Genomic DNA, 13,901 nt, shown 5'->3' on the forward strand with positions numbered 1-13,901 from the left:
GTTCAGCGGTGCAGCCACATGCGGATCGCAAGGAGCAGCTGCTCGGTGTTGACGGGTTTTGCCAGATAATCGGAGGCGCCAGCTTCGAGACACTTTTCGCGGTCTCCCTTCATGGCTTTCGCGGTCAACGCGATGATGGGGAGCCGGACGAAGGCGGGATTTTGCCTAATGACGCCGATCGTCTGGTAACCATCCATCTGCGGCATCATGATGTCCATCAGGACGATCGAGATCGCGGGATTGCTCTGCACCAGGTCGATCGCTTCGCTTCCGGTGGTCGCCGTCAGCACTTTCATGCCGCGGCGTTCCAGCACGCTGGAGAGAGCAAAGATGTTGCGGGCGTCGTCGTCGACCAGCAGCACCGTCTTGCCGATCAGATCTTCGTCGGAACTGTTCAGCTTCTCCAGCATGCGCTGCTTCTCGAGCGGCAGTTCCGTAATCACACGGTGTAGGAACAACGACGTCTCGTCGAGCAGCCGCTCCGGTGACTCGACGCCCTTGACGACGATGCTGCGCGCCATCGTATGCAGTTCCGCATCCTCCTCGGCCGACAATTCCCGCCCGGTGAAGACGACCACCGGAACGCTCGACAAGAAATCGTCGGAGCGCAATTGATCGAGTACGTCGAACCCGCTCATGTCTGGCAGCCGCAGATCGAGAACCACGCAATCGCACGGCGCGCTGCGCAGCGTCTCGAGCGCCGAAGCTCCCGTATCCGCCGCGATGATCTCGATGTCGTCGTGATCCAACAGCTGGCGGATGCTGAGTTGCTCGGCCGCGTTGTCCTCGACGATCAGCAGCCGCTTGCGTCGCGGCTTGGCGTATTCCTTGATCTGCGACAGGGCCGCGCTGACGCCTTCCGTTGTCGTAGGCTTGCTGACAAAGGAGAACGCGCCACGCGCCAAAGCGTGCTGGCGGTCTTCGTCGAGCGTGATGATCTGCACCGGGATGTGCCGCGTCAGCGGATTGTGCTTGAGCTGGCTCAGAACGGTCCAGCCGAGCATGTCCGGCAGGAAGACGTCGAGAGAGATCGCGGCCGGTTGATACTGCTTGGCGAGGTCCAGCGCCTCGGCGCCGCGGCCGGCGATCAGGACCTTGAAGCCCTTGTCGCGCGCAAGGTCGATCAGGACGCGCGCGTAGTGCGGATCGTCCTCGACCACGAGCAGGATCGTATCGCCGGGTTCGAGATCGAGACGATCGTCCGGCGGGGGCTCGATCCCGCGCTCCGGCGCGGCCGCTTGCTGTAGGGCTGGGGGTTGAACATAGGGAGCGGGCGATGCTGGACTGACGCGCGGCGTCGTTGCGGGACCAGAATATTTGAGCGGCAGATAGAGCGTGAAGGTGCTGCCCTTGCCGGGTGCGCTCTTGAGATGGATCTCGCCGCCCAGGAGGTTGGCGAGCTCGCGGCTGATCGCGAGCCCGAGGCCGGTGCCACCATATTTGCGGCTCGTGCCGGCATCCGCCTGCTGGAACGCCTCGAAGATCAGCTTCTGCTTGTCTTGCGGAATGCCGATGCCGGTGTCCGAGACTTCGAACGCGATCACGGCCGGCGCAGTGTTGAGCACCGGATGTTCTGCGCTCCATCCGCCGAGCGCCGCAGATACCTTCAAGCGCACCCCTCCTTCGGCGGTGAACTTGAAGGCGTTCGAGAGCAGATTCTTCAACACCTGCTGCAGGCGCTTGGAATCCGTGACGATGCTACGCGCAAGGTTCGGGTCGACGTCGATGTTGAAGGCGAGCAGGCGATTTTCCGCCTCGTGGCGGAACGGACGTCCCACGGTTTCCAGGAGGTTGGTGGTGAGGATCTCCTCGGCATCGACCGTCACGGTGCCGGACTCGATCTTGGAGAGATCGAGGATGTCGCTGATCAGATTGAGCAGATCGGTGCCGGCGCCATGGATGGTGCGGGCGAACTCGACCTGCTTGAGGGTGAGATTGCCGTCCGGATTCTCGGTCAGCTGCTGGCCGAGGATCAGGATGCTGTTGAGCGGCGTGCGCAGCTCGTGCGACATGTTGGCGAGGAACTCGGACTTGTACTTGGATGTCAGCGCGAGCTCGGTCGCCTTTTCCTCGAGCGCGCGGCGGGCCTGCTCGATCTCCTGGTTCTTGCGCTCGACCTCGACGTTGCGCTCGGCGAGCTGTTGCGCCTTCTGCTCGAGCTGCTCGTTGGTCTGTTGCAGCTCGCGCTGCTGGGTCTGAAGCTCCGCGGCGAGCTGCTGCGACTGCTTCAACAGCCCTTCGGTCTGCATCGTGGCTTCGATCGAATTGAGCACGATGCCGATGGAGTCGGTGAGCTGCTCGAGGAACGTCATCTGCGACGTCGTGAACAAACTAAGCGACGCCAGCTCGATCACCGCCTTGACCTGGTTCTCGAACAACACCGGCAGCACCACGAGGTTCTTCGGGACGGCGCGGAGCAGGGCGGAGCCCACGGGGATGACGTCGGATGGAATCTCGGAGACGAGCCGCTGTCGCTTGTCGATCGCGCATTGTCCGATCAGCCCCTCGCCGAACTGGACGTGCGTCCGGTGAGGATAGATGCCGTCATCGGCGTATGAGGCAAGCAGGCGCAGCTGTGGCGTGGACTCGGTCTCGACTTGGTAGATCACACCGCGGTGGGCGTTCACCAGCGGCGTCAGCTCGGTCAGCAGCAGGCGGCCGACGGTGGTCAGGTCGCGCTGGCCCTGCAGCATGTTGGTGAACTTGGCCAGGTTGGTCTTGAGCCAGTCCTGCTCTGTGTTGAGGTCGGTGGTGAGCCTCAGATTGGTGATCATCGTATTGATGTTGTCTTTGAGCTCGGACACCTCGCCGCGGGCATCGACCTGGATGGAGCGGGTGAGATCGCCCTTGGTCACGGCCGTCGCGACCTCGGCGATGGCGCGCACCTGGGATGTCAGGTTGGCCGCAAGCAGGTTGACGTTGCCGGTCAGATCCTTCCATGTGCCAGCCGCGCCGGGCACGTTGGCCTGGCCGCCGAGCCGGCCCTCGACGCCGACCTCGCGGGCAACGCTCGTCACCTGGTCGGCGAAGGTCGCCAGCGTCTCCGTCATGTTGTTGATGGTTTCGGCGAGTGCTGCGACCTCGCCCTTCGATTTGACCGTGAGGTTCTGCTTGAGATCGCCATTGGCGACGGCGGTCACGACCTTGACGATGCCGCGGACCTGTTCGGTCAAATTCGCGGCCATGAAGTTCACGGTATCAGTGAGGTCCTTCCAGGTGCCGGCAACGCCCGGCACCTGCGCCTGTCCGCCGAGCTTGCCCTCGGTGCCGACCTCGCGTGCCACGCGCGTCACCTCGCCGGCGAAGGCGTTGAGCTGATCGACCATGGTGTTGATGGTGTTCTTCAGCTCGAGGATCTCGCCCTTCACGTCGACGGTGATCTTGCGCGACAGGTCGCCGCGCGCCACCGCCGTGGTCACCTCGGCGATGTTGCGGACCTGCGTGGTCAGGTTGGCGGCGAGCAGATTGACGTTGTCGGTCAGGTCCTTCCACGTGCCGCCGACGCCGGGCACAACGGCCTGGCCGCCCAACCGGCCCTCGGTGCCGACCTCGCGCGCGACGCGCGTCACTTCGGCCGCGAACGAGCGCAACTGCTCCACCATCGTGTTCAGGGTGTCCTTGAGCAGCAGGATCTCGCCGCGCACGTCGACGGTGATCTTTTTCGACAGGTCGCCGCCGGCGATCGCGGTCGCGACCTCGGCGATGTTGCGCACCTGGGCCGTCAGGTTCGAGGCCATGAAGTTGACGCTGTCGGTCAAATCCTTCCAGGTGCCCGCGACTTCCGGCACCTCGGCCTGGCCGCCCAACTTGCCTTCGGTGCCGACCTCGCGCGCCACGCGCGTCACTTCGGAGGCGAAGGCGTTGAGCTGATCGACCATGGTGTTGATGGTGTTCTTCAGCTCGAGGATCTCGCCCTTCACGTCGACGGTGATCTTGCGCGACAGGTCGCCGCGCGCCACCGCCGTGGTCACCTCGGCGATGTTGCGGACCTGAGCCGTCAGATTGCCGGCCATCGAGTTGACGCTGTCGGTCAGATCCTTCCAGGTGCCGGCGACGCCGGGCACGTTGGCCTGGCCGCCGAGCCGGCCCTCGGTGCCGACCTCGCGCGCGACGCGCGTCACCTCGCCCGCGAAGCGGTTGAGCTGATCGACCATCGTGTTCAGCGTCTCTTTGAGACTCAGGATCTCGCCGCGCACGTCGACGGTGATCTTGCGCGACAGGTCGCCTCCGGCGATGGCCGTTGCCACCTCGGCGATGTTGCGCACCTGCGCCGTCAAATTGCCGGCCATCGAGTTGACGCTGTCGGTGAGATCCTTCCAGGTGCCGGCGACGCCGGGCACCTCGGCCTGTCCGCCGAGCTTGCCGTCCGTGCCGACCTCGCGCGCGACGCGCGTCACTTCGCCGGCGAAGGCGTTGAGCTGGTCCACCATCGTGTTCAGCGTCTCCTTCAGCTGAAGGATCTCGCCGGAGACGTTGACCGTGATCTTCTTCGACAGGTCGCCCTTGGCGACGGCGGTGGCGACCTCCGCGATGTTGCGGACCTGGCCGGTCAGGTTGGAGGCCATCGAGTTGACGCTGTCGGTCAGGTCCTTCCAGGTGCCCGCGACTCCGCGCACCATGGCCTGGCCGCCGAGCTTGCCCTCGGTGCCGACCTCGCGCGCGACGCGGGTCACCTCGCCGGCGAACGCGTTGAGCTGGTCGACCATCGTGTTGATGGTGTCCTTCAGCTCCAGGATCTCGCCGCGCACGTCGACGGTGATCTTCTTCGACAGGTCGCCATTGGCGACGGCGGTCGTCACCTCGGCGATGTTGCGGACCTGCGCCGTCAGGTTCGACGCCATCGAGTTGACGCTCTCGGTGAGATCCTTCCAGGTGCCGGCGACGCCGAGCACGTTGGCCTGGCCGCCGAGCCGACCGTCGGTGCCCACCTCGCGCGCCACGCGCGTGACCTCGCCGGCGAACGCATTGAGCTGGTCGACCATTGTGTTCAGCGTTTCCTTCAGCTGAAGGATCTCGCCGGAGACGTTGACTGTGATCTTTTTCGACAGGTCGCCGCTGGCGATGGCCGTGGCGACGTCGGCGATGTTGCGGACCTGTGCCGTCAGGTTCGACGCCATGAAGTTCACGTTGTCGGTCAAATCCTTCCAGGTGCCGGCAACGCCGGGCACCTGCGCCTGGCCGCCGAGCTTGCCCTCGGTGCCGACCTCGCGCGCCACGCGCGTCACCTCGGAGGCGAAGGCGTTGAGCTGGTCGACCATCGTGTTGATGGTGTCCTTCAGCTCCAGGATCTCGCCGCGCACGTCGACCGTGATCTTGCGTGATAGGTCACCGCGGGCGACCGCAGTGGTGACGTTGGCGATATTGCGGACCTGAGCGGTGAGGTTGCCGCACATCGCGTTGACGGAGTCGGTGAGGTCCTTCCAGGTGCCGGCAACGCCGGGAACGATGGCCTGACCGCCGAGCTTGCCGTCGGTGCCGACCTCGCGCGCCACACGCGTCACCTCCGACGCGAACGACCTGAGCTGATCGACCATCGTGTTGATGGCTTCCTTCAGCTGCAGGATCTCGCCACGAACGTCGACCGTGATCTTCTTCGATAGGTCGCCATTGGCGACTGCGATCGTCACCTCCGCGATGTTGCGGACCTGGCCGGTGAGGTTGTTGGCCATGGAGTTGACGCTCTCGGTCAGGTCCTTCCAGACGCCCGTGACTTCGGGAACCTGGGCCTGGCCGCCGAGCTTGCCCTCGGTGCCGACCTCGCGCGCCACGCGGGTCACTTCGGACGTGAAGACGCTGAGCTGTTTGATCATCGTGTTGACGATGGTCGCCGACTGCAGGAACTCGCCGCCCAGAGGCCGGCCATCGACGTCCAGTTTCACGGTCTGCAGGAGGTCGCCTTGGGCCACGGCGGCAACCGCGCGCGTCACCTCACGGGTGGGCCATAGAAGATCGTCGATCAACGTGTTGATCGAGCTCTCCATATCCGCCCAGGAGCCGCTTGCGATGCCGAACCGCACGCGCTGGCGCGTCTTTCCCTCCCGTCCCACGACCTGGCCGACGCGCTCGAGCTGCTGCGCCATCCGCTCGTTGGCCGCAATGATCTCGTTGAACGTGTCGGCGATCTTGCCGTCGATGCCGAGATAGTCGCCGCCCATACGCACGGAGAAATCTCCGGAACGCATGGCCTGGAGAGCGCGGAGCAGGTCCTGGCTGGCATCGGCCGCCTCGGCTCCGTTGCCTTGGCGGCCAAACCCTTGGCGCTCGGGCATCGGACCGGCAGCAGAATCGAGATCGCTCATCAAGTTCCCCGTGGCAGACCGTCTACCAGCAAAAATCCGAGACTCGGATAGCCGGCGGCCATAGAAGCCGCCGCAACTACTCAAATCAAGCCAGGATGCCGATTTCCAAGGCTAATGGAACCGGCCTTTACTGGCGCGAGTGCTTCAACTCCAATCCAGGAAAAGGGTTCCCATCTATTCGTCGCTGACGAAGGAGGCGATTTCCATTGGAACGGGGAAAGGGGGCGCGTCTCATTCGAGTAAGAGGAGAACCCGCCTCAAGTTCGCTATTGCTGCCGTCTTGATGCCTCCGAAGGGGACTAGCAATGGAAACCACGGCAGAGACGGGGATGCCGGAAGCAATGGCGCCGAGATGCCGACGGATCCGAAGATCCCGAGACGCCTAAGAATGCAGGCCCTTCACGTTGGCAGTGTCGCGTCGCTTCTGAGCAGGACCCGCGCTGCAACGTGCGCCATGTTCCACCAGCGCAGAGCGAACATTAATATCGTGTAACAGAGTTGCGGCGGTCCGCCGTGGCTCCCAGCTGATTGAGATGAAACGATCGGATCTTTTCAGAGAGAACGCAGACAACTGTCTCCAGCTCGCGGAGCGCGCCGACGGAGAGCCGGCGTTCCGGCGCTATCGACGCATGGCCCAAGGTTGGAAAGCGCTCGCGCTCCAGCAGGATTGGCTCGATGGCGAAATCGCACCGCTCGGCGAGTACCGGACCGCGCTACGCGAGTAACCAATCTGGATGGAGGAGCGTCCCATGACCCCCCGCACCGTTCTCATTGCGCTGCTGACGGCCTTTAGCCTGGCCTCGGCCGTCGCCGCGTTCACGACGATTCGTCAGGTGCATACGGAAGCGTATTCGCTGCCGCAGCCCATCACCCACATCTGAACCAGCGGCAGCCGAACTTCTCCATCGTGGCCCCGCCGGAGACCTGAAGCGGCGTCCAGATCGGCCCGGGCGCGACGGCGTTCACGCGTATGGCCTTCGGTCCGAGCTGCTTGGCCAACGACTTCACATAGTTCATGGTCGCCGCCTTTGTTCGCGCATAGTCGTAGAGATCCGCAGAGCCATCATAGGCCTGCTCGGACGAGGTGCCGATGATGACCGATCCCGGCTTCAGATGGGGCAGGGCGGCCTTGATGATCCAGAACGGGGCATAGATATTGGTTTTCATCGTCGCGTCGAAATCTTCGGACGAGACATCCAGGGTCGACTGACGCGTCTGCTGCCGCGCGGGTGTTATTGACGACAATGTCGAGTCCGCCGAGTGCTTCGACGGCCCGTTGCACCAGCCGCCGGCAGAACGTCTCCTCTCGAGGGACGTGGTCAACAGCCTGAGATCGCCAACGTTTCGTTTGGATCGCTCAAAGCACCGTGTTGCGCCAGATGCGCGGTCGGCTCTGCGGCCTGTTGGCTCAAGGAGGGAACGAACAGGCGCGGCCCGCGTCGTTTCGATCGAATCGCAGCGGCGTCAGCGCTATCCAATCCGGCGCCCTTCGTGGATCACCAACCAAGGAGAGCCATCCGATGGCGCAGCAAGGCCAAGGCATCGTCAGGACAGGACGCGGTGAGGATCAGCCCGCCGACAAGGAGCGTGCGCAGCAGGTTCATAAGACCACATCTCCGGATGCTCCGTCCCGCGAGGCGACACGTCATCCCGAGCAGGACGGTAACCCGTCGGAGGCCGACTGAGAGCGCTTCAGGCTCTTGGGAACGGCCGGTGACGGCCGAACGTTATCGATCCACTCGCACCGGGAGGACCACATGACGTCGATGCTCGATGAACGCGAATATGGCAACCTGATTGGAAGCGACAAGGTCGAAGGCACGGCCGTTTATGGCGCCGACGACACCAAGATCGGCACCATCGAACGCGTGATGATCGACAAGCTGAGCGGGCGGGTCTCGTATGCCGTCCTGGGCTTCGGCGGTTTCCTCGGGCTTGGGAATGATCACTACCCGTTGCCCTGGCAATCCCTGAAGTACGACACGCGACTCGGCGGCTACGTTACCGGCGTGACCGAGAACCAACTGCGAGGAGCGCCGAAATATTCCGACGAGCGTGAGTGGGACTGGGGGGATGCCGGGGCGGGGCGCAAGGTCGACGACTATTACGGCGTCCAACTCGCGTAGGACCGCCGATCCCGTTCATTGCCCTGGCGAGGCTTGCTGACGAACGTGGCGCGTAGCGGCCATCGTCAGCGATCTCCGATGAATCTCAGGCGGCCGGCGGCTGAGCGCCGCTTTCGGCCGCCGATCCAGCCATCATGCTGCGGCGGCTCGACAGCCAGATCGGGATCTCGCGGTAGCAGGTGCCTTTTTCATTCATCTCCGCGACCGTCCACCGGCTCGGATGCCGTTCCTTGCCGACGAAGACCCAGTCGTCGGCGGCGGGCGGCGGCTCATTCGGCCTCGTCCTCAGCCATGCCGAACGAGCTCCTTTCGGCAAGCGATCCTGCTTCATCTGATAGAGATCATATACTGGTGAACGCATGACGCTACTCGTCCTCAAGCAACCGCAATCCTCAACACCCTCAGCGTGTCGCGTCGTCGCGGCGGAATTGTGGGAGCGGCGCGGCCAAGCTGTGCAAAAGCACGATCAAGCCTGCAATGGACGGCATCTGCCATATTCTTCGCGTGGCGCGTATCACTTCGAAAAGGCGACGCGCGGGGCCGTTCAACAACCCCGCGAGCCCGGACCGACGCCGATTGCGTCCGGCAATGAAGAGCCGCCAGCCTCGACCGGCAGACTGATCAAATCAGAAGAAGGCGTAGCTGAGATCGAGACCGTAGGTGGCGTGGAGAATGAAGCCAAACGCAGTGGCGCCGCAGAGCATCAGGATCGTGCGCAGCTTCTCGGAGTCGATACGAGTCTCTTCGAGATGGGTCGGGAGAGCCTTGATGAGTGTTGTCATTGTGGGACCTCTGTACGCGAAACGAAGACGGAGAGTGAGTTTTGAAAAGTATATCCGAGGTTGTTAGATCCCGTTTCTGGGGAGGTGGTTTTGTAGGGCCCCAGAAGAGTTCTAATTGTGAAAGAGGAACCCAGCATCGTGCAGTTTTTGGGGCAAAGTTGCGGAAAGTAAATGATCAGTAAATGAAATCTGAGGTTGATATTAGTTGCGTGCAGTATTGTTGCACGTTTTGGCTGTTGAAAGAAGTTGCCAGGTTGCGGAGACGCGGCGTCGCACGTTTTTAAGCCAAATTCCTTCAGGGAAGCGGTTTAGGCGCGCTCAGCCTGCGCGGGCCGGTGCCGATAAGCACTGTCCGAGGTACGACGCCAATGCGGTTGCAAAAGCAACTCGAAGTATAGAGGTAGCCCACCTCGACCTCGGCCGATTTGTGGCGAGGTGTTAACGGCTATGGCGATGTCGCCACTCGCTCGCCAGCTTCTTTGGCATGACTGGTATCATGTGAGTGGTGACGACGGAAGGCGGTCGCTGAAATCTCGCGGGTGGGTGTGCTCATCAAACAACAGCCGCACAATCATCGAGCGTGGATCCCGCGTGCGTCTCGCGTCGAGCCTAGTTGAGGCGTCAGCGTGGCAGGCGTTTCGTGGATGATGATCGCGGGAGTACGCGCGGCACGTCTGCCCGCGTGACGACAGCGCGTTGCTAGCCGGAGCAATCAAGGCGGAGGGCTGGTCAGTCACTGACACACAAGCGGTCCTCGTGTCGAAAGCTGCGTCGGGCGGGGGCGCGCTGGCGCAGTGAATGATCCGGCTTGCCGGCATGTTGGCCTTGACGGTGCTGCCATTCTCTCTGGCGCGTCGGGCTTTCAATCACCGCCTCAAAGTCAGCACCGGGATCGGGACCGAGTGCGAGTTCTCTTGATGCTCGCGGGATGACCCCCGCAGGCGAATGGCCTCCCGCTGGGTCTGCGATCCGTCGGCGTCCCCACGCGGCGGGGCCGTGAGATGGTGCGGCAATTCGGATACACCAACCAAGAACGGTATTTCCGTGTGTTTCGGTACGTTGCAATCCATTTGCGGACATGTCAGCAGGTAACTCGTTAGGGCGAATGGCCCGCCCAGGCTACCAGCATGACGCGCACAAAGTTTTTGAGTACCGGCCGGACATCGATTGGCTGCGCGCCGTAGCCGTGATTTCGGTCATTGGATTTCATTTCGAGTTGCCAGGTTTTGGCGGCGGGTTTGTCGGCGTCGATATCTTCTTCGTCATCTCCGGTTATGTGATCTCCCGGCTCATCTGGACCGGCATTCAATCCAATTCGTTTTCGTTCATCGCCTTCTACGAACGAAGGGCGCGGCGCCTGCTTCCGGCGCTCTACCTGATGATTGTCGTCACCGGGATAGTCGCGTGGTTCTTTGCGCCTCCTGGCGACTACCGAATGTTTTTCGGAAGCGCGGTCTCTACGCTTCTGTTTTCGTCGAACATCTTCTTCTGGTCGCAGACCGGCTATTTCGATCTTCCAACGATCGGGAAGGTTCTGATCCACACTTGGTCATTGTCGGTGGAGGAGCAGTTCTACTTCCTGTTTCCGGTCGTGACTTGGCTCTGGAGCAGGCTGTTTCCCGACCCAACGTCGAAGCTGTCGCTCGGACTGGTCGTCACCGGAACGGTCGCGCTGTGCGTGCTCGATGAGCTTTGGATCAAGCAATCGCCCTCTGCCGCCTTCTACATCGCCCCGCTGCGGGCCTGGGAGTTTTTGATCGGAAGCATCGCGTTCTTTCTGCATCGATGGTCACCGGTCAGAAGCGAGGCGCGTCTCATCCTTGCGACAGCCGGCATGGGCTCCATGCTGATTCCCGTGGTCATCTTCCGCGCGGAGACACGATTCCCCGGGTTGCATGCGCTGATTCCCTGTCTCGGTACTGCGTTCTATATTGTCGCCTTCAATCAGGAGCAGGGCAGGCCCCGGCTGCCGTTCCGCGAGACCGGAGCCTTCCTCGGCCGTCTGTCCTATTCGCTCTATCTTTGGCATTGGCCGGTGTTCGTCCTCGGCAGGGCCGCGCTGCCGCTCGATGTCGCGACCTCGGCGTTTGCTACCGCCGGGCTCCTGCTGTGCTCGCTGCTGCTGGCCTATCTCTCTTACGTCATCGTCGAGCGGCCGGCACGCGCGCGAACGGAGTGGGTTGGCGTGCGTGGCTCCCCGGTGATCGCGGGCATTGCCGTCGTCCTGATCGCGGTCGGAGTTCACGGCATCGCTCATGACGGCTACGCCGATCGCTTCCCGCAATCCCAGGCACGAATGCTCCGGTACGATTCCCGGACGATGGAGCCGTTCTATCGTGCGCACAGCTGCTTCTTGCAGCCCGATGAGCCGCCATCGGCCTACGACTTTGATGCGTGCCTGAAGCCGGCCGCAAACAAGCGCAACATTCTGCTCGCCGGCGACAGTCTCGCCGCACATTATGCCTGGGGATTGCGCAGCTACCTATCCTCCGATGCCTATCATCTTCTGCAGCTTACGTCAGCGGCCTGTCCCCCGTTCGTCGAGCTCAAGCTGAGCACCTCGCGAAACTGCAACGACGTCAATCAGCTGCTACGCGATCAGATCAGGGCCCACGGCTTTGACGGCGTCGTTCTTTCCGGCAATTGGCGCGCCTATCTCGAAACCTACGGCCAGCCTCCTGCACGGCGCGTCGATCGGTATTTGAACGCGCTGCTGGCGGCAGCTCAGGAAGCCGGCGTTCCAGTTCTGCTCCTCGGTCCTTCGATCGAGTTCCCCGCTCCCTTGGCTTCGACGTTGTTCAACCATGAGCAGACGCACGTCCCAATCGGCAATTCGCTCTTGCCGAGAGAGGGGGCGTTCAAGGCGGACGACCGTTTGAAGGAGATCGCCAGCGCGTATCCGCTCGTTCAATACGTTTCCATTCTCGACACGATTTGCAGCAAGAGGCGTTGCCCGCTGACGATCGACGCGGAAACGCCGATTGTTTGGGACACCATCCATTTCACCCCGGAAGGGTTGAGGTTTGTCCTTTCGCAACTCGCGCCGCAACTGGATGCGTTCTTGCGGAGACTTGAGCAGCCCGCCGAGACCGGAACGCACGAACTCATGGCGGGTGACGGCCCGACGGCAACCCGGAACGTCGCTCCATCCCAGGTTCAATGATGAGGAGCGATCGAGCACGGGACCTGCGGGAGCCATGAACCTTCGACTGGGGTCGCGCGTTCGCCTGCCGCTGATGGCGGACGCTGCCTTCGCTGAGCCGCGAAGGTGGTTCAACGTCATGTTTTCTCAAGCCGTTGGGGACGACAGACATGAATCCGATCATCAAGGCCATGGCTGTGCTTGCATGCGCCGCGTGCTGGAGCAACGCCGCGCCGGCCGAATCGGTGCGCTGGAACACCTATAGGATCCCGGAGACCGGCACGTCGGTCGACATTCCCGTCTCGATCTTCAGCGACACGGCGGGCCAACCCGGGGGCTATGGCCAGCGCTTCCAGACCGCGGACGGTCGCGCCAATCTGACCGTGCAGTCGATGCCCAATGACACCCGGGAGTCGCCGGCGCGATTCCTCGCCCAGAAGAACCCGCCGCCGAACATCCAGTACAAGCGGATCACCTCGCGCTTCTTCGCGGTGTCGAGCTACAAGGGCGACTACGTCTGGTATAATCGCTGCAACTTCGTTGGGGGCTATGTCCACTGCGTGCTGATCAACTACCCCCGGGCCTGGGAGCGCGATTGGGACGGCATCGTCACCCGCATCAGCCTGTCGCTGAATCGGAGCTGAGCGGGACGCCCATAGCGAAGCCTGGGACCGGCGGCTTTGATCCGCCTCAATGATACCGTCGGGCTCCGTCGCATAAACTTCGGCTTCATTTCAGTCGCCGCTTACAGACGAGCCCGCCCCTCATGGCCGCCGCGTCCTTCACCGTCCGGGCCGAAAGCGCCAGCGCGATCGCCACCATCAGGTGCTGCAGCGCGCAGGATGCGCTGCTCACGGCAAACGCCTATCTGCGTCTCGGCGCTGCCTGCGTCAGCATAGAGACGCCGGGTGGACAGAGGATGAGCCCAGACCGGCTCGATGCGCTGCTCAACGATTCCGGCGGGCGCATCGGCTTGTGAAGCCGGGCGTCATGCAGATCGGCAATCATCGCTGGCGTGATCGCGACGGCCTGCCCGGTGCCTCCCGGGAGCACATCCAGGTTCAGGGTGACGACGCTTCGATGCGGTCGTCGGGCAGCGCCGTCGGCCACGAGACATCCGCGATATAGGGGCCGTAGAGGACGTCCTGACGCCGCCGGTAAATGATCGTGAGGGCGACAGCGGCGATGAAACAGATTGCGGCAAACATGGCTAGTTCAAACATGGTCCAACTCCATCGCCCAAGACGTGGCGGATGAAGGGCGTCGGCGTCAAATGGAAGCCGCCATTAAGCTGAAGAGCAAAGCTTGATGCGCGTGGGTTTTCCGGACGAGCAGTCTGCAGGCAGACAGCCAAAGTGGGCCGGCGGCGCCCGCGCGGCTCAATCTCGGATCGAAATTCCGGCCACTCGGCCGCGACCTACTCCGCGACGGTCGACTGATCGGTATTGAGCTCTGGAAACATCGCCCGGCAGCTCAGGCAATAGGATTCGAAAATGAAGCTCAGCAACGCGGACATCGGTAGCCCCTACGGTCGATTTGATGTTCGGCAACA

At 62.7% G+C, this 13,901-nt stretch carries 11 protein-coding genes and 1 pseudogene; 7 read left to right on the forward strand and 5 right to left on the reverse strand.

From position 1 onward, the window contains the following. Nucleotides 1-2 precede the first annotated feature (2 nt). Nucleotides 3-6,182, reverse strand: a complete 6,180-nt coding sequence (locus QX135_RS17605; RefSeq protein ID WP_316234202.1) for a HAMP domain-containing protein — start codon at nt 6,180-6,182, stop codon at nt 3-5. 650 nt (nt 6,183-6,832) lie between these two features. Between QX135_RS17605 and QX135_RS17610 the strand changes: the two genes are divergently transcribed. Then, entirely contained in the window at nt 6,833-7,024 is a 192-nt protein-coding gene (locus QX135_RS17610; RefSeq protein WP_315770763.1) for a hypothetical protein, read from the forward strand. A 24-nt stretch (nt 7,025-7,048) separates the two neighbouring features. Further along, nucleotides 7,049-7,180, forward strand: a complete 132-nt coding sequence (locus QX135_RS17615) for a hypothetical protein (RefSeq protein WP_315756589.1) — start codon at nt 7,049-7,051, stop codon at nt 7,178-7,180. A gap of 16 nt (nt 7,181-7,196) precedes the next feature. Here the strand turns inward: QX135_RS17615 and QX135_RS17620 are convergent. Next, nucleotides 7,197-7,608: pseudogene (locus QX135_RS17620) on the reverse strand (SDR family oxidoreductase); the annotation flags it as partial. Between the two features lie 211 nt (nt 7,609-7,819). Between QX135_RS17620 and QX135_RS17625 the strand changes: the two are divergent. Both QX135_RS17625 and QX135_RS17630 read left to right on the forward strand, forming a co-directional pair. Continuing rightward, complete coding sequence (locus QX135_RS17625; protein WP_315738065.1) at nt 7,820-7,984, forward strand: hypothetical protein; 165 nt, start codon at nt 7,820-7,822, stop codon at nt 7,982-7,984. A 72-nt stretch (nt 7,985-8,056) separates the two neighbouring features. Next, complete coding sequence (locus QX135_RS17630; RefSeq protein WP_315738064.1) at nt 8,057-8,425, forward strand: PRC-barrel domain-containing protein; 369 nt, start codon at nt 8,057-8,059, stop codon at nt 8,423-8,425. Nucleotides 8,426-8,510: 85 nt separating this feature from the next. On the opposite strand, the gene QX135_RS17635 is transcribed toward QX135_RS17630, so the two are convergent. Together QX135_RS17635 and QX135_RS17640 are read right to left on the reverse strand one after the other, a co-directional pair. Beyond that, entirely contained in the window at nt 8,511-8,786 is a 276-nt protein-coding gene (locus tag QX135_RS17635) for a hypothetical protein (protein ID WP_315738063.1), read from the reverse strand. A 265-nt stretch (nt 8,787-9,051) separates the two neighbouring features. Continuing rightward, nucleotides 9,052-9,207, reverse strand: coding sequence for a hypothetical protein (locus QX135_RS17640; protein WP_315738062.1), 156 nt, complete (start codon nt 9,205-9,207; stop codon nt 9,052-9,054). Nucleotides 9,208-10,312: 1,105 nt separating this feature from the next. Here QX135_RS17640 and QX135_RS17645 point away from each other — a divergent pair. The 3 genes from QX135_RS17645 to QX135_RS17655 all read left to right on the forward strand — a co-directional run bounded on the left by QX135_RS17645 (nt 10,313) and on the right by QX135_RS17655 (nt 13,328). Then, nucleotides 10,313-12,370 carry an acyltransferase family protein gene (locus QX135_RS17645; protein WP_316234200.1) on the forward strand — a complete coding sequence of 686 codons (2,058 nt, stop codon included), beginning with the start codon at nt 10,313-10,315 and terminating at the stop codon, nt 12,368-12,370. Between the two features lie 149 nt (nt 12,371-12,519). Next, nucleotides 12,520-12,993 (forward strand): hypothetical protein, encoded by a 474-nt coding sequence (locus tag QX135_RS17650; RefSeq protein ID WP_315759349.1) that lies wholly within the window; start codon nt 12,520-12,522, stop codon nt 12,991-12,993. A gap of 122 nt (nt 12,994-13,115) precedes the next feature. After that, nucleotides 13,116-13,328, forward strand: a complete 213-nt coding sequence (locus QX135_RS17655) for a hypothetical protein (RefSeq protein ID WP_316234201.1) — start codon at nt 13,116-13,118, stop codon at nt 13,326-13,328. 82 nt (nt 13,329-13,410) lie between these two features. On the opposite strand, the gene QX135_RS17660 is transcribed toward QX135_RS17655, so the two are convergent. Continuing rightward, nucleotides 13,411-13,557, reverse strand: coding sequence for a hypothetical protein (locus QX135_RS17660; RefSeq protein ID WP_315738058.1), 147 nt, complete (start codon nt 13,555-13,557; stop codon nt 13,411-13,413). Nucleotides 13,558-13,901: the final 344 nt, after the last annotated feature.

The sequence above is a fragment of the Bradyrhizobium sp. SZCCHNR1098 genome (genome assembly GCF_032489375.1).
In the GTDB taxonomy this organism is placed as follows: Bacteria; Pseudomonadota; Alphaproteobacteria; order Rhizobiales; family Xanthobacteraceae; genus Bradyrhizobium.